We start from the raw sequence: 15,092 nt of genomic DNA on the forward strand, positions 1-15,092 counted from the left end.
CGTCGTACTTACTTCTGAGAGGTTTTAGAATGAGATTGAACGCCATAGCCACCAGCCTCGCGCTGGCGGGACTGTTTATTTCCTTCAGCCCGAACGCCCTGGCGGCAGAAGCGCCTAAGGACGCCACTGCCTCCACCCAACAGGCTAATAACGCACTCTACAGCCAGCTCCCGTTTAACGACAACACTGATTTTACCGATGCGCATAAAGGCTTTATCGCCCCCATTCCTCAGGACGTGATTAAAGGGGAACAAGGGAACGTGGTCTGGAATCCGCAGCAGTACGCCTTTATCAAAGAGGGTGACAAAGCGCCGGATACCGTCAACCCGAGCTTATGGCGTCAGGCGCAGCTGATTAATATCAGCGGTCTCTTCGAAGTCACCGACGGTGTGTATCAGATCCGCAACCTTGACCTGTCGAACATGACCATTATCGAGGGTAAAGAAGGCGTCACCGTTGTCGATCCGCTGGTCTCTGCTGAAACAGCGAAAGTCGGGATGGATCTCTATTTTAAAAATCGCGGCCAAAAACCGGTGGTGGCGGTGATTTATACCCACAGTCACGTTGACCACTACGGCGGCGTGCGCGGCGTCGTTGATGAAGCCGACGTCAAAGCCGGGAAAGTGAAAATTTATGCTCCCGCCGGGTTTATGGAAGCCGCAGTGGCGGAAAATATTATGGCCGGGAACGTGATGAGCCGCCGCGCCAGCTATATGTACGGCAATCTGCTGAAACCGGATCCGAAAGGTCAGGTCGGCGCGGGGCTGGGAACCACCACCTCTGCCGGGAACGTCACGCTGATCGCGCCGACCAATATCATTGAGAAAGACGGCCAGAAAGAGGTGATCGACGGCCTGACCTATGACTTCATGCTGGCGCCGGGATCGGAAGCGCCGTCGGAAATGCTGTGGTATATCGAAGAGAAAAAACTGATCGAATCCGCTGAGGATGTGACCCACACCCTGCACAACACCTACTCCCTGCGCGGGGCCAAAATCCGCGAGCCGCTGCCGTGGTCGAAATACATCAACGAGGCGATTGTGCGCTGGGGTGATAAGGCCGAGATCATCATGGCCCAGCACCACTGGCCGACGTGGGGGAATGACAACGTGGTCAAGCTGCTGAAAAGCCAGCGTGACCTCTATCGTTACATCAACGACCAGACCCTGCGCATGGCCAACGAGGGGCTGACGCGCGACGAAATCGCCGCCAACTTCAAGCTCCCGGATTCCCTGGCCCACACCTGGGCAAACCGCGGCTATTACGGCTCGGTGAGCCACGACGTGAAAGCCACCTACGTGCTCTATCTCGGCTGGTTTGACGGCAACCCGGCAACGCTCGACGAACTGCCGCCGGAAGAAGGCGCGAAGAAATTTGTCGAGTATATGGGCGGTGCCGATGCGATTTTGCAGAAGGCCAAAACCGATTTTGACCAGGGGAACTATCGCTGGGTGGCGCAGGTGGTGAGCAAAGTGGTGTTTGCCGATCCGAATAACCAGGCGGCGCGCAATCTGGAAGCTGACGCGCTGGAACAGCTCGGCTATCAGGCTGAATCTGGCCCGTGGCGTAACTTCTACCTGACTGGCGCGCAGGAGCTGCGTAACGGCGTGCAAAAACTGCCAACCCCGAACACCGCCAGCCCGGATACCGTGCGCGCCATGACGCCAGAAATGTTCTTCGACTATCTGGCGGTGCATATCAACGGGGAAAAAGCCGGGGATGCGAAGTCGGTGTTTAACATCGATCTCGGCAGCGACGGCGGAAAATATAAGCTCGAGCTGGAAAACGGCGTGCTCAACCACACGGCCAATGCCGAAGCCAAAGACGCGGACACCACCATTTCCCTCAACCGCGACACGCTGAATAAAATCATCCTCAAAGAAGTGACGCTGAAACAGGCGCAGGACAGCGGCGACGTGAAAGTGACCGGCGACGGCGCTAAACTCGATCAGATGCTGGGCTATATGGATAAGTTTGAATTCTGGTTCAATATTGTGACACCGTAACTTTACGGCAGACGAGCTGCTCGCCTGCCGCTTTTCTTCATCTGACACAGTGAATGTATGGAAAAACGTCACCCTCTCTCTTCTGTACTGACCTCATGGCCGACCCGCCAGGCGATGGTCTCGCGCGGTTTGACCATCAACTTGCCGTGGCTGGCGTTTGTGCACGTCAGCTTTGCGCTGATGATTTTGCTGCGTAACACGCTGGTGCACAATTTCGACCCCGCCCACGTCACCGGGCAGCCGATTTCATCCCTGGTCGATGCGGCGATGCTCGGGGTGATCGCCCTGTCGGCGGCGCTGATTGTCATGAGCTGGCGGCATATCACCGGGATTAGCCTGGTGCTGTTCACCTCGGGGCTGCTGTGGGCCCTGTGCTGCTACTGGTTTATCGTGGACTGGCAGCTTCCCCACGCCTGGCCTCTGTGCACCATTCTGCTGCTGACCGCCGTCACCGCGCTCTATTTCTATCCCGTGGGACTGCTCGCCTGCGTGCTCCCCCTGTGGTTTACCCTGCCGGTCGCCAGCGTGGTGCTCAATCACGGGTTGAACATGCGTTTTGCGGCGGTGTGGATTGTCTTTACGCTGATCCTTGTCTGCGGGCGTTTTATTCTCCTGCGCTGGTTCGACGAAGCCTGGCAGCGTAACCAGCAAAACCAACTGCTGATCGCCCGTCTCGACGCCCTGGCACATCAGGACCCGCTGACCGAAACCGCCAACCGGCGGGAGATGGAAAACGTGCTGGAGAGCGCGGTGAATCAGGGGAAATCCTTCACGCTTCTGATGCTGGATGTGGATTATTTCAAGCTTTACAACGATGCCTACGGGCATCAGGCGGGCGATGAGTGCCTGGTGCGGGTCGCGCAGGCGCTGAAAGCCTCGGTGCGCACGCCGGAGGATGTGGTGTCGCGCTACGGCGGCGAGGAGTTTTTATTGATCCTCTTCGATTGCCCGCCCGATGCGGCAGAACAAGTGGCGCAGCGCATTCAGGAGAATTTGCGTCAGGCGGCGATTGCACATAAGGCGTCGAAGGTGAGCGAATACGTCACCGCAAGTCAGGGGATTGCAGGAATGACGGCGGGGTTGACCGCCGACGAGACGGTGGCGCAGGCGGATGCGGCGTTGTATCGGGCGAAGGAAGCGGGACGAAACAAATGGTCCCGGTGAACGGTCTTGTCGGGTGGCGGCTTCGCCTTACCCGACCTACAAAACCTGAACGTAGGCCGGATAAGGCGAAGCCGCCATCCGGCAAAAAAACTAGTACCGCACGCACACCGACTTGGTTTCACACCAGCCATCCAGCCAGTCCGGGCCGAAATCACGCCCGGTGCCGGACTGTTTCATGCCGCCAAACGGCAGGTTGGCGTCGATCAGCGTATGGCTGTTCACCCACACCGTTCCAGCCTGCAGTCGGTCCGTATACTCCAGCGCTTTGCTGATGTTCTGCGTCCAGACGCTGGCCGTCAGGCCGTACTCAGTATCGTTCGCCAGTTGCAACGCCTCTTCCCCGTCCGCCACGCGTACCAGGTTAACCACCGGGCCAAACACCTCTTCGCGGGTCAGGCGCAGGCTGGCATCCGGGTTCACCACCAGCGTAGGCGCAACGTAATAGCCCTGTTTATCCGGGCCGCTGTTGCCGGTAATCAGCTCAGCGTGGCTGGACTGCGCTTCGTTGAGGAAAGTCTGCACTTTATCACAGTGGGCGCGGGAGACCAGCGGGTTGATGTGCGCTGTCGGCGACATGCCCGGCCCGACGCTCAGGGATTTCACCGCCTGCTCGAAGTGGCTCACCAGGTTGTCGAACAGCGGCGCTTCGATGTAAATGCGCGAGCTGGCGGCGCACACCTGCCCCTGATTGAGGAAACTGCCGGTCATCAGCCCTTCCACCACCCACGCCGGATCGGCATCTTTCAGCACGATGGCCGGGTTTTTACCGCCCAGCTCCAGGGTCACGCCCGTCAGGGTATCGGCGGCAACACGCGCAATCTGCTTACCCGTCGCCGTCGAGCCGGTAAAGCTCACTTTGGCGATATGCGGATGCGAGGTCAGCGCCGCACCACACACCGCGCCGCTCCCGGTGACGACGTTAAAGACGCCATCGGGCACGCCCGCCTCGCAGGCCAGCTCCGCCACCCGCAGCAGCGTCAGCGGCGTAGTTTCCGACGGTTTGATCACGATGGAACACCCGGCGGCCAGCGCCGGCATCACTTTCCACATGCCGATCATCAGCGGGAAGTTCCACGGCACAATCCCGGCGACCACCCCGACCGGCTCTTTGCGGGTCCACGCCTGATAGCGCGCGCCCTGCGGCAGCGGAATGGACAGATCCAGAGTTTTACCGGCGATTTTGGTGGTTAAACCGGCGGTGTAGCGCATCCAGTTCAGAGTGCAGCCCACTTCAAAGGCGCGGGAGATATTGATCGATTTGCCCTGCTCCAGGGTTTCGAGTTGGGCGAGTTCTTCCGTGTGCTGCTCCACCAGATCGGCAAAGCGCAGCAAAATGCGTTCACGTTCCGCGGGCAGTTTTCCGGCCCAGCTGCGGGAGACAAAGGCACGCCAGCCGGACATCACCGCGCGATCCACATCGTTCACGCTGGCATCAGCCGTGGAGGCAATCACTTCACCCGTTGCCGGATTGAACACGTTCAGGCGCTTTTCGCTGTCAGACGCGGACGGGCGGCCCTCAATCCACAGGCCATGTTGGCGGTCTAAAAACTGCTGCACGCTCGGCAGAATAGCGGTCTGTGACTCAGACATGGGGTGCTCCTTCATTATTATTCGCAGGGTGTCAACGCAGTCTAAGATGGGTTTGCGAAACGCGCTTTTATCTGTGTGACATTCGTTTTGCCACCTGTGACAGCCCCCGCAAATCACGATAATTCCGGCTTATAACACTATTCTCAGCGAGTGTTCTTTCCTATAGTCAGCCCAGACCTCTGACAAAATGCAACACAAATGCAACAATGCAAAAACATTAAGTGCAGCGAGATGAAAGATGGCGTGTGCAAGCGAGCAGGAAAAATATCAGCAGTGGCTGGCGCAAATTAATCAGGTGTGTGGCAGCTTTGCCGCGCGTCCGCTGGCCGGTCCGTTCCTCGGCGAACTGGAAACCAGCTACGCCAGAAGTCTGAAACTCAGCACCGTCACCGCGGCGGGCGTTAACCTGTTCCGCACCCGTCAGGAGATCAAAACCAGCAACGACGCGTGGTTTTACACCGTATTTCAGCTGGAAGGCAACGCCACCCTGGAGCAGGACGATAAGCAGATTGTGATCGAAGCGGGCGACATTACCCTGATCGACGCCTCGCGCCCCTGCTCGATCTACTGGCACGACAAATCGCGCCAGATTTCCCTGTTACTTCCGCGTCAAATTCTGGAGCAGCAGTGCCGTTTTCAGGAGGTGAGCTGCGCGCACAAACTGTCGCGCACCCTGCCGACCGTGCAGCTGAGCTACCGGCTGTTGCAGGAGAGTATGGATAACGCCCAGTTGAGCGATATGGAGAGCGAAGCGGCGCTGGAGGCGATGGTGTGTCTGCTGCGCCCGGCGTTTCAGCAGCGTGAAACCGCGCCGCCGCGCAAAGAGCGTCAGTTCCAGAATGTGCTGTCGCTGATTGACTCCCACATCCAGTCGGAAGCCCTGCGCCCGGAGTGGATCGCCACCGAGAGCGGAATGTCGGTGCGCAGTCTGTATCGCATGTTTGCCGATAAAGGGCTGGTGGTGGCGCAGTACATCAAAAACCGGCGGCTGGACCTGTGCGCGCAGGTGTTACGCGCGACAGGCGATGATGAAAAACTGGCGGGGATTGGCTACAGCTGGGGCTTTGCCGACCATAGCCACTTCTCGACGGCGTTCAAACAGCGCTTCGGCGTGTCGCCAGGCGAGTACCGCAAGCGCTATCGCTGATCACTTCTTCAGCCACTTCCCGTTAATGCCCTTCACGTATTCGCCCGGCTGCGCGCGGGCCACCAGTTTTTGTCCGGCCATTTTCGCCACCTCATCCACCGGCAGGTTATTGCTGTCCGCCAGTTTCTGATAGCTTTCCGTGCGCGCGGCGTTGATTTCGTTCACCAGCGCAAGCGTCTGTTTGTCCTGGCGTAGCGGTGCTATGTAGCCGCTCAAGGTTTCGCCGACCAAGCCCTGCGCGCGGGCTTCATTCAAGGTGATCGCCTGCGCCTGAACGCTTACGCCTAACACCAGCAGACCGATTGCAAGAAGTCGTTTCATGGCATCCTCAGAACAGATCGCTGCGCGATTTCAGCAGGGTTTCGACGTCTTTATCCACTTTGATGTGGATCTCGTGCTCGATTTTGACGTTCATATTGATGGTGATCGGCTCTTTCGGGGCCGCGACTTCAATACGCGGCGTACAGCCCGAGAGCATGGCGACCATGATCACGCCGGCCAAGCCTGCCAGATTTTTCATTGTTGTTCCTCACATTCCTTGCCTGCCTGACAGCGGGCATCCGGTAACGCCGCGTGTTGCTCAAGCCATGCCTGTAAATTATCCCCATAGCGCAGGCTGCGCCACAGGGTAAAAAGATTCTCTTCGTGGGTGTAATTGAGGTGCACGGTGTTGCTTTTTCCGTCGACGCGGCTGATGCCGCTGATGGCCGACTGCATGGTCAACACACCCAAATTATCTACATTGATTTTCGTCCACGAGCGAGAAATTTCCATATAGCGGAGCCAGTTAATCGCTACGCCTGCCGCCATGTTGTCTTTGACGATCGCATCCGCCGTATCTTTGTCGATACGCAGGGTCATCGGACCGGGGTTAGTCAGCCAGCCGTCTTTGATGATCCATTTTTCGTTCTCCAGCCAGAACGGCAGCGCACCGCTCACCGGGCCGGACATGGCAAACTGCTTCGGATTCACGGCGCTGATCAGCTCGCTGGCGGAGATATTCTGCACCCGCAGCAGGGCCGGATCGTGCTGCGGCATCCGCAACTGCTGCATGGTGATTTTCCCGCCCAGCACGTCGGTGCTGACGTTGGTCAGCAGCAGCGGGTTCTGTTCGCTCCACGGATAATCGCCCTGCAGATCCGCGGTGATATTGCGCGCGGTCACCTGATTGACCACCTCGGCGATACGCAGCGTGACCGGGCCGCGAGTGCCCAGCGACCAGGTGCCTTCGCTGAAACGGAACGGCAGGACAAAATCGACGCCGTTGATTTGGTTATCCGGCATCCAGACGCTGCCGCTTTTCAGCACGCCGTGACCGCCCGCTTCAAACCCCTGACCGGCGGCGGCAGAAAACGCCACCTGGGCGTAGAGCTCGCCGTCGCGCAGGTTCATTTTCCAGTCTGGCGGCACCAGCGGCTGGAAGACCGTCAGGGACTGTTTCGGCCACCAGGCCTGACCGCGCAGACGCTCCCCGTCCCAGCGACCGTTCACCTGAACCGGGCCGATGTCTGCCGCGTGCAGATCGCCTTTGAACTGGAAGAAGGTCGGGTCCGTGCCGTCGACGCTGAATTTCAGGGTCGACGGCGGGAGCACGCTGCCGCCGGAGAACGAGGTCTGCTCCGCATCCAGCGAAAGCGCTCCGCTAAAGTGTGGATTGTTTGCGTCGCGCTGCCAGCGCACCGGCTGATCCAGCACCAGGCGCGGCTTGTTCACCAGCATGGTGCCGTACTGCAGTTTGTCGAACCCGGTCGACAGCTGCGTCAGTTCGATGGCGCTGTCGCGCCATTCGCCTTTGCCAGCCACGTCCCAGCGGGCGTTCATCGGCGTGAAATGGCCGTCGCCCCAGTAACGCCACTGCCACAGGCCGCTGTCCGGCAGGAAGTCGTTCGCCTGTCCGTCGAGATGCAGGACAAAATCGCCCATTTCGTTTTCATGGGCTTTGAGAATGGCTTGTAAACGCCCGTCCACGCCCTTCTGCGAGAGTTTGACGCCGGCCAGCGGCCAGCGGATTTCGTCGATATTCAGAGAATCAATCACCCGACCGCGCGAGCGCAGCAGCGCGCCGGGTTCAAAAGAGAGGAGCGGATCGGCGAGGCTGCCCGTCAGCTGCGCAGGAAGAATGGCGTAGAGGATCAGATCGCCCTGCTTGGCTTCGCCCGTCACCTGCAGCGGCATGGCGCTGTTGTCCATGCTCAGCTTGCCCGGCCCGAGGGTCAGCACGGCGTTGCCTTTCCCCGCATCGCCCTGAGTCAGTACGTTCAGACGACCGGTGAAAGTGGCGTTTTCCAGCCCCTGCTGCCAGTTGTCGACTTTCAGCCCTACGCGCCCGCTTAACGGCAGACCGGTGAGATCCCAGTGCCAGCGCCCGTCGCTGATCGTCAGCTGTTCGGCGGTGAGCTTCCACGGCAAATCCAGCAGCGGATCGGGGTTATCGCGGGCGGTCAGGACCAACTGGCCACGGTTTTCTTCCCAGTCGAGATCGGCATCTACCGGAGACGGGATTTGCGGCACGGTCAGGGTCGCTTCCGCGTGGCCTTTCACCGGCACGCCGTCCGGGATCAGCGGCAGCGTGAATTCCCCTGCCAGGCGGATCGGCTGCGGATAATCCGGAAGATGAACTTCGAATTCGCTGACCGTCAGGTCTTGTCCGCGAAGTTTCCCGCGCACTTTCACCTGTTCGCCCTGATAGGTGACTTCCTGGACGGAGGGCGTTAATGAGACCTTGAGTTGGCCCTGCCACTGCTGCCATGGCGAGAGCGTTAAGCGATCGATTGTCAGCCAGGTATTGGGCAGCATCGACTGCCATTCGGCGAGGGTTTTGGGTGCGGTGTTGGCCTGCTCCGCCTGCGGGAGTTTGCTCAGGCAGGCGGTATTGAGATCGAGCGCACCAACGTCCAGCTTCCAGCGGCTGGGGTGCGACAGGGTGGCGTTTTCCACGCGGGCGATTTCGCAGTCCTCCACGAGGTAGCGAAGATCGGGGATCACAATCTGGTTGCGGGTCAGGCGCGGGCTTTTCTCGAAGGCAATGCGCGTCCCCACGGGGAGCCAGATCCCGGCAAGGGTCGGCACCCACTGGGCGAGCGTCATCAGCAGCGTCAGCGGCAACAAAATGATCAACAGCAATAGCGCAATTGCGGCTTTGTATTTACCCCTCATGGGCAGTTAATATCCTGATTTAGCGAAAAAATAAGCCGACAGTGCCCGTCATTGTGGCATGTTTAGCCAGTCAGTTGAAGTCAACGCCAGTTTTAAGGATAGTTGCTCTAGAATTATTGATAGAACTTATTGAATTCAATAAATTTTTATAAATTGTAAGATTATTTTAATCATGCTAACGTGATGGTAAAATCACTGGAGAAAGTCTTATGAAACTCGCGGTATATAGCACAAAACAGTACGATAAAAAGTATCTGCAACATGTTAACGAGGCTTACGGATTCGAGCTCGAATTTTTTGACTTTCTGTTGACCGAAAAAACCGCCAAAACGGCGAACGGATGCGAAGCGGTGTGTATTTTCGTCAACGACGACGGCAGCCGTCCGGTGCTGGAAGAGCTGAAAAAGCACGGCGTGAAGTACATCGCGCTGCGCTGTGCGGGCTTTAACAACGTCGATCTGGACGCGGCGAAAGAGCTGGGTCTGAAAGTGGTGCGCGTCCCGGCCTACTCCCCGGAAGCGGTGGCGGAACATGCCATCGGCATGATGATGTCCCTCAACCGACGTATTCACCGCGCCTATCAGCGCACCCGTGATGCCAACTTCTCTCTCGAAGGGCTTACCGGCTTTACCATGTACGGTAAAACGGCGGGCGTGATCGGCACCGGTAAAATCGGCGTTGCGGCGCTGCGGATCCTGAAAGGTTTCGGGATGCGTCTGCTGGCGTTTGATCCGTACCCAAGCGCAGCGGCCCTGGAGCTGGGCGTGGAGTATGTCGATCTGCCGACCCTGCTTTCCGAATCCGACGTTATCTCCCTGCACTGCCCGCTGACCGCAGAAAACTATCACCTGCTGAATCAAAGCGCGTTTGAGCAGATGAAAGACGGCGTGATGATCATTAACACCAGCCGTGGCGGTCTGATCGATTCGCAGGCGGCGATTGAAGCCCTGAAAACGCAGAAAATCGGCGCGCTGGGGATGGACGTGTACGAGAACGAACGCGATCTGTTCTTTGAAGACAAGTCTAACGACGTGATTCAGGATGACGTGTTCCGCCGTCTGTCCGCCTGCCACAACGTGCTGTTTACCGGGCACCAGGCGTTTTTGACCGCTGAGGCGCTGATCAGTATTTCGGAAACGACGCTCGGGAATCTTAAGCAGCTCGAGAACGGCGAAGATTGTCCGAACGAAGTGGCTTAGGCATTAGCGAGCGCAGTTCCCCCTCACCCTAGCCCTCTCCCTCAAGGGAGAGGGAACCGCTCGGAGTTCTCCCTCAAGTACGGACCGGTTTTCTCCCTCTCCCCGTGGGAGAGGGTCGGGGTGAGGGCACCAGACCGCAGAATGCTACTCGCTCAACCCACGATTCTTCAACATCGGCTCGATCAACGGATCGTGCCCTCGCCAATCGCGGTACAAGGCTTCCAGATCGCTGCTGTTTCCGCGCGACAAAATCGCCTCACGGAATCTCTGCCCGTTTTCACGCGTTAACCCGCCCTGCTCGACAAACCACTGATAGCCGTCGTCGGCCAGCATCTGCGTCCACAGATAGGCGTAGTACCCCGCCGCATAGCCGCCGCCGAAAATGTGCGCGAAATAGCTGCTGCGATAGCGTGGTGGTACGGCAGGCAGGTCCAGCCCCTCTTTTTTCAGCGCCGCGGATTCAAACGTATCAACATCCGCAACATTTTCCTGCGCCCCAATGCCGTGCCAGTTCATGTCCAGCAGCGCGGCGCTCAGCAGCTCCGTCATGTCGTAACCTTTGTTGAACTGCGTCGCGCTGAGCATTTTCTCGCGCAGGGCATCCGGCATCGGCTCGCCGGTCTGATAGTGACGGGCATAGTGGGCGAACACCTGCGGATGGCTGGCCCAGTGCTCGTTAATTTGCGACGGGAATTCCACAAAATCGCGCGGCGTGTTGGTCCCGGAAAGCGTGGCGAAGCGCTGATCGGCAAACAGACCGTGCAGCGTATGGCCGAACTCGTGGAACAGGGTGATCACATCATCCCAGGAGAGCAGCGCCGCCTGGCCCGCGGCGGGTTTCTGGTAGTTGCAGACGTTGTAGATCACCGGACGCGCGGTGAATTCGTGAGATTGCTCGACGAAATTCCCCATCCACGCCCCGCCGCCTTTGGAATCCCGCGCGAAGAAATCACCGTAGAACAGCGCCATGCCTTCCCCGGTGTGGTCGAAGATCTCCCAGACGCGCACGTCCGGGTGGTAAACCGGAATATCGAAACGCTCGACAAAGCGAATGCCGAACAGCTGGCTGGCTGCCCAGAACACACCGTCGCGCAGAGTGGTGTCCAGCGCAAAATAGGGTTTGATCTGCGACTCATCGAGAGCGTATTTCTCCAGACGCACGCGCTCGGCGTAGTACGCCCAGTCCCAGGCCTGAACGCTGAAGCCTCCCTCAATGACTTTCTGGATATCCGCCTGTTCGCGCTCGGCACGCGCCCTTGCGGCCGGAACAATTCCGCGCATAAATTTCAGCGCCGCATCAGGCGTTTTCGCCATTTGATCGGCGGTGCTCCAGCTGGCGTAGCTGTCGAACCCCAGCAGCTCTGCGCGGCGGGCGCGCAGTTGTGCCAGCCTGATCACGATTTCGCGAGTGTCGTTTTCGTCGCCCTTTTGGGTGCGAATCCAGCCTGCTTTGAACAAATTTTCCCGCGTCTGACGATCGTTAAGCGCCGCCAGCGCCGGTTGTTGCGTGGTATTGAGCAACGGAATCAACCAGCGATCGGCCAGCCCTTTTTCAGCGGCGGCACGCGCGGCAGTCGCAATTTCATCCTCGCTTAGGCCGTCAAGCTGATGAACATGATCCACCACCAGACCGCCCGCTTTGTCGGCGGCCAGCAGCCGCTGGTTGAACTGGCTGGTGAGCGACGCCGCTTCGGTGTTTAGCGCTTTGAGCTCCGCTTTTTGTTCATCGGTGAGCTGTGCGCCCGCCAGAATAAAGCGCTGGTGGAGCTCTTCCACCAGCCTGCGCGACTCTGCATCCAGAGAATCGCGCCCTTCCCATACCGACTCCACGCGGGCAAACAGCGTGTTATTGAGCCAGATATCGTTGGACAGCCCCGCCAGCTCGGTGGAGAACGCTTCGTCGAGCTCCTGTAAATAGTCGTTGGTATGCGCCGAGGTCATGGCGAAAAACACGCTGCTGACGCGGGAAAGCATCGCGCCGCTTTTTTCCAGCGCCAGAATGGTATTGGCGAAATCGGGTGAGGCGGCGTTGGCAATAATGGCATCAATTTCTGCGCGCTTCTGGCGCATCGCCTCGTCAAACGCCGGGCGGTAGTGGCTCTCTTCGATGAGATCGAATCGAGGCGCCTGATAAGGCAATACGCTCACTTCAAAAAACGGATTGGAAAACGACATCGTTGACTCCTGGGCACACAATAATCCACCCAGAGTAGGACAGGCCGCGGCGGGCTGCAATGCTTCGCATACGTCAGGTAACAAAAGTCGTCTTAACGCACTCCCCACCAGCATGCTATGGTTACACAACACAAAAAGCGTTGAGGAACAGTGAGATGATCGTATTAGTTACCGGGGCAACGGCGGGTTTTGGTGAAAGCATCACGCGTCGCTTCGTCGCCAACGGACACAAAGTGATTGCAACGGGCCGTCGTCAGGAGCGTTTGCAGGAGCTGAAAGATGAGCTCGGCGACAGCATTTTGACCGCACAGCTTGACGTGCGTAATCGTGCGGCCATTGAAGAGATGCTCGCCAACCTGCCCGCAGAGTGGCGCGCCATTGATATTCTGGTGAACAACGCCGGGCTGGCGCTGGGTCTGGAGCCTGCGCACAAAGCCAGCGTGGAAGACTGGGAAAACATGATCGACACCAACAACAAAGGTCTGGTGTACATGACCCGCGCGGTGCTGCCGGGCATGGTTGAACGTAATCGTGGGCATGTGATCAACATCGGTTCGACCGCAGGAAGCTGGCCTTATGCGGGCGGGAACGTGTACGGGGCGACCAAAGCCTTTGTGCGTCAGTTCAGCCTGAATCTGCGCACCGACCTGCACGGCACGGCGATCCGCGTGACGGATATCGAGCCGGGTCTGGTGGGCGGGACCGAGTTCTCCAACGTGCGTTTCAAAGGTGACGATGCGAAAGCAGGCAAAACCTATGAAAACACCGAGGCCCTGACGCCGGAAGATGTGGCCGAAACCGTCTGGTGGGTCGCGACGCTGCCAAAACGCGTCAACATCAACACCGTGGAAATGATGCCTGTCAGCCAGAGCTTTGCCGGTTTAAGCGTGCATCGCGGCTGATCCTTCCCTGCCCGGCCTGCGGGTCGGGTATGGGATGCCCTGCAAAAGAATGGTAGTATTAGAGCGTTAACTCTTTGAGAAACCACATCCCATGGCCGCCGAATCGCAACTGAACCCTACCCAGCCTGTTAATCAGCAAATTTATCGCATTTTACGGCGTGATATCGTTCATTGCCTGATCCCGCCGGGCACCCCGCTCTCTGAAAAAGAGGTTTCGGTTCGCTTCGACGTATCGCGTCAGCCGGTTCGTGAAGCCTTTATCAAACTGGCCGAAAACGGTCTGATTCAGATCCGCCCCCAGCGCGGCAGCTACGTGAATAAAATTTCCCTCTCGCAGGTGCGCAACGGCTGTTTCGTCCGTCAGGCGATCGAGTGCGCGGTGGTGCGCCGGGCGGCATCGCTGGTTGACGATCATCAGTGCTACCTGCTGGAACAGAATCTCCACCAGCAGCGGATTGCGATTGAACGTAAGCAGCTGAATGACTTTTTCCAGCTCGACGACGAATTCCATCAGAAGCTGGCGCAAATTGCCGACTGTCAGCTGGCGTGGGACACCATTGAAAATATTAAAGCGACGATGGACCGCGTTCGCTATATGAGCCTCGATCACGTCTCGCCGCCGGAAATGCTGCTGCGTCAACACCACGATATATTCGCCGCGCTGGAAAAGCGCGACGGTGACGCAGTCGTTAAAGCGATGACCGTGCATTTGCAGGAAATTGGTGAGTCGGTGCAGCTTATTCGCCAGGAAAATAGTGACTGGTTTTCGGAAGATTAATCATGACCGCACCCCGACTGTATTCCGGGATGCGGCGTAAGAATTAACGCACGACTAAGACCGGTATTTTGGCGTAGCGGATAACAGATTCCGCATTAGAGCCGAGTAAGTGGCTGGATATTCCCGGCGTCTTTGAGCCGATCACAATCACCTCATAATCCTCTTTATTACTGATACTGATAATCTCATCGCGGACATTACCGAAGCGCACTTCGGTGCGAATATTCTCCGGCGCGATATCAAATAACCGTTTTAATTCATTCATCTTTTTCTCTGACTCAGCGATCATATAGGCCTCAAACTTTTTGATGTCAGAGTTGAAGCCGCGCAGCAACGAACGGCTGCTGAGCGGCAGGATATTCAGCAAGGTGATGGTGGCGTTATCCGCCTTCGCGAGGAACTCGGCGTGGCGCACTGCTTTATCGCTGAGGTTCATTTCAAATACATCAACAGGCATTAATATTTTCTTGTACATAAGCCCTTCCTTATCCAAATAAAATAATTACTTATCTGACTTAAGAGTGACATGGCTATTTGAAACAAAGGCTAAACCGTTCACTGGCGGAACTATCAATAAACGAAAACAATTGTCCGTTTTGTCAATTTGCGTCGGCGCGGGTCAGCGCGGATAAAATGCAGACAAAAAAGTGTGAGCTTGATCAAAAACAAAAAAATGTTGTCGCAAGAGGCGTATTTATATTCTCCCGTCAGCGGCTGCAAAAAGAGAGCCGTGATGTGTAGAGAAGAGGAGAAATAACCATGATGACTTACGATCGCAACCGCAACGCTATTACCACCGGCAGCCGAGTGATGATTAACGGCACCGGCCACACCGGAATTATCCGCGCTATCCATGCCGAAGGTCTGGATGCCGCGCAGGTTCGCCGCAGCAAAACGGTTGAAGTGGAAGGTTGTGAAGGCAAGTTCGAACCGATTGAACTGATTCGTCTTGGCATGCACTGAGTGTGCAATGAC

At 57.6% G+C, this 15,092-nt stretch carries 13 protein-coding genes; 7 read left to right on the forward strand and 6 right to left on the reverse strand.

The window, feature by feature from the left end; genetic code table 11:
* The first annotated feature begins 29 nt into the window (after positions 1-29).
* Together QQF33_RS01950 and QQF33_RS01955 are read left to right on the forward strand one after the other, a co-directional pair.
* Positions 30-2,006 (forward strand): alkyl/aryl-sulfatase, encoded by a 1,977-nt coding sequence (locus QQF33_RS01950; protein ID WP_285150423.1) that lies wholly within the window; start codon positions 30-32, stop codon positions 2,004-2,006.
* Between the two features lie 57 nt (positions 2,007-2,063).
* Positions 2,064-3,170, forward strand: coding sequence for a GGDEF domain-containing protein (locus QQF33_RS01955; RefSeq protein ID WP_285150422.1), 1,107 nt, complete (start codon positions 2,064-2,066; stop codon positions 3,168-3,170).
* A gap of 90 nt (positions 3,171-3,260) precedes the next feature.
* Here the strand turns inward: QQF33_RS01955 and QQF33_RS01960 are convergent, their stop codons facing one another.
* Positions 3,261-4,760 carry an aldehyde dehydrogenase family protein gene (locus QQF33_RS01960; RefSeq protein WP_285150421.1) on the reverse strand — a complete coding sequence of 500 codons (1,500 nt, stop codon included), beginning with the start codon at positions 4,758-4,760 and terminating at the stop codon, positions 3,261-3,263.
* Between the two features lie 238 nt (positions 4,761-4,998).
* Here QQF33_RS01960 and feaR point away from each other — a divergent pair, with 238 nt between their 5' ends.
* Entirely contained in the window at positions 4,999-5,907 is a 909-nt protein-coding gene (gene feaR / locus QQF33_RS01965) for a transcriptional regulator FeaR (RefSeq protein WP_285144566.1), read from the forward strand.
* Here the strand turns inward: feaR and QQF33_RS01970 are convergent, their stop codons facing one another.
* Genes QQF33_RS01970 through QQF33_RS01980 form a run of 3 tightly spaced genes read right to left on the reverse strand, consistent with a single transcriptional unit; the run spans position 5,908 to position 9,063 of the window.
* The gene (locus QQF33_RS01970) at positions 5,908-6,228 is read right to left on the reverse strand and encodes a YdbL family protein (protein WP_285150420.1); all 321 of its coding nucleotides are present in this window, start codon (positions 6,226-6,228) and stop codon (positions 5,908-5,910) included.
* Between the two features lie 7 nt (positions 6,229-6,235).
* A complete protein-coding gene (locus QQF33_RS01975; RefSeq protein WP_282493163.1) occupies positions 6,236-6,427 on the reverse strand; it encodes a YnbE family lipoprotein in 192 nt (63 codons plus the stop codon).
* Positions 6,424-9,063, reverse strand: coding sequence for a YdbH family protein (locus QQF33_RS01980; protein WP_285157291.1), 2,640 nt, complete (start codon positions 9,061-9,063; stop codon positions 6,424-6,426). Before QQF33_RS01980 ends, QQF33_RS01975 begins: the two co-directional genes overlap by 4 nt.
* Before the next feature lie 209 nt (positions 9,064-9,272).
* Here QQF33_RS01980 and QQF33_RS01985 point away from each other — a divergent pair, with 209 nt between their 5' ends.
* Positions 9,273-10,262 carry a 2-hydroxyacid dehydrogenase gene (locus tag QQF33_RS01985; RefSeq protein WP_285150418.1) on the forward strand — a complete coding sequence of 330 codons (990 nt, stop codon included), beginning with the start codon at positions 9,273-9,275 and terminating at the stop codon, positions 10,260-10,262.
* Between the two features lie 144 nt (positions 10,263-10,406).
* Here QQF33_RS01985 and dcp read toward each other — a convergent pair whose 3' ends face one another.
* The gene (gene dcp, locus QQF33_RS01990; protein ID WP_285150292.1) at positions 10,407-12,437 is read right to left on the reverse strand and encodes a peptidyl-dipeptidase Dcp; all 2,031 of its coding nucleotides are present in this window, start codon (positions 12,435-12,437) and stop codon (positions 10,407-10,409) included.
* Between the two features lie 155 nt (positions 12,438-12,592).
* Between dcp and ydfG the strand changes: the two genes are divergently transcribed.
* On the forward strand, positions 12,593-13,339 hold the full coding sequence (ydfG, locus tag QQF33_RS01995; RefSeq protein ID WP_282493167.1) for a bifunctional NADP-dependent 3-hydroxy acid dehydrogenase/3-hydroxypropionate dehydrogenase YdfG: 747 nt from the start codon (positions 12,593-12,595) through the stop codon (positions 13,337-13,339).
* Between the two features lie 91 nt (positions 13,340-13,430).
* A complete protein-coding gene (locus tag QQF33_RS02000) occupies positions 13,431-14,117 on the forward strand; it encodes a GntR family transcriptional regulator (RefSeq protein WP_285144572.1) in 687 nt (228 codons plus the stop codon).
* A 43-nt stretch (positions 14,118-14,160) separates the two neighbouring features.
* On the opposite strand, the gene QQF33_RS02005 is transcribed toward QQF33_RS02000, so the two are convergent.
* On the reverse strand, positions 14,161-14,592 hold the full coding sequence (locus QQF33_RS02005; protein WP_285150291.1) for a universal stress protein: 432 nt from the start codon (positions 14,590-14,592) through the stop codon (positions 14,161-14,163).
* Positions 14,593-14,876: 284 nt separating this feature from the next.
* Between QQF33_RS02005 and ydfZ the strand changes: the two genes are divergently transcribed.
* Entirely contained in the window at positions 14,877-15,080 is a 204-nt protein-coding gene (gene ydfZ / locus QQF33_RS02010; RefSeq protein WP_282493170.1) for a putative selenium delivery protein YdfZ, read from the forward strand.
* Positions 15,081-15,092 lie beyond the last annotated feature (12 nt).

It is taken from the genome of Lelliottia wanjuensis (assembly GCF_030238365.1).
Taxonomy (GTDB): Bacteria; Pseudomonadota; Gammaproteobacteria; order Enterobacterales; family Enterobacteriaceae; genus Enterobacter; species Enterobacter wanjuensis.

Excerpts from the sequence above, each read along its gene's own strand:
- ydfG (WP_282493167.1), top strand. The coding sequence starts at position 12,593 with ATGATCGTATTAGTTACCGGGGCAACGGCGGGTTTTGGTGAAAGCATC.
- QQF33_RS02005 (WP_285150291.1), bottom strand. The coding sequence starts at position 14,592 with ATGTACAAGAAAATATTAATGCCTGTTGATGTATTTGAAATGAACCTC.
- QQF33_RS01985 (WP_285150418.1), top strand. The coding sequence starts at position 9,273 with ATGAAACTCGCGGTATATAGCACAAAACAGTACGATAAAAAGTATCTG.
- QQF33_RS01975 (WP_282493163.1), bottom strand. The coding sequence starts at position 6,427 with ATGAAAAATCTGGCAGGCTTGGCCGGCGTGATCATGGTCGCCATGCTC.
- QQF33_RS01970 (WP_285150420.1), bottom strand. The coding sequence starts at position 6,228 with ATGAAACGACTTCTTGCAATCGGTCTGCTGGTGTTAGGCGTAAGCGTT.
- QQF33_RS01950 (WP_285150423.1), top strand. The coding sequence starts at position 30 with ATGAGATTGAACGCCATAGCCACCAGCCTCGCGCTGGCGGGACTGTTT.
- QQF33_RS02000 (WP_285144572.1), top strand. The coding sequence starts at position 13,431 with ATGGCCGCCGAATCGCAACTGAACCCTACCCAGCCTGTTAATCAGCAA.
- QQF33_RS01980 (WP_285157291.1), bottom strand. The coding sequence starts at position 9,063 with ATGAGGGGTAAATACAAAGCCGCAATTGCGCTATTGCTGTTGATCATT.
- QQF33_RS01955 (WP_285150422.1), top strand. The coding sequence starts at position 2,064 with ATGGAAAAACGTCACCCTCTCTCTTCTGTACTGACCTCATGGCCGACC.
- QQF33_RS01960 (WP_285150421.1), bottom strand. The coding sequence starts at position 4,760 with ATGTCTGAGTCACAGACCGCTATTCTGCCGAGCGTGCAGCAGTTTTTA.
- ydfZ (WP_282493170.1), top strand. The coding sequence starts at position 14,877 with ATGATGACTTACGATCGCAACCGCAACGCTATTACCACCGGCAGCCGA.
- dcp (WP_285150292.1), bottom strand. The coding sequence starts at position 12,437 with ATGTCGTTTTCCAATCCGTTTTTTGAAGTGAGCGTATTGCCTTATCAG.
- feaR (WP_285144566.1), top strand. The coding sequence starts at position 4,999 with ATGGCGTGTGCAAGCGAGCAGGAAAAATATCAGCAGTGGCTGGCGCAA.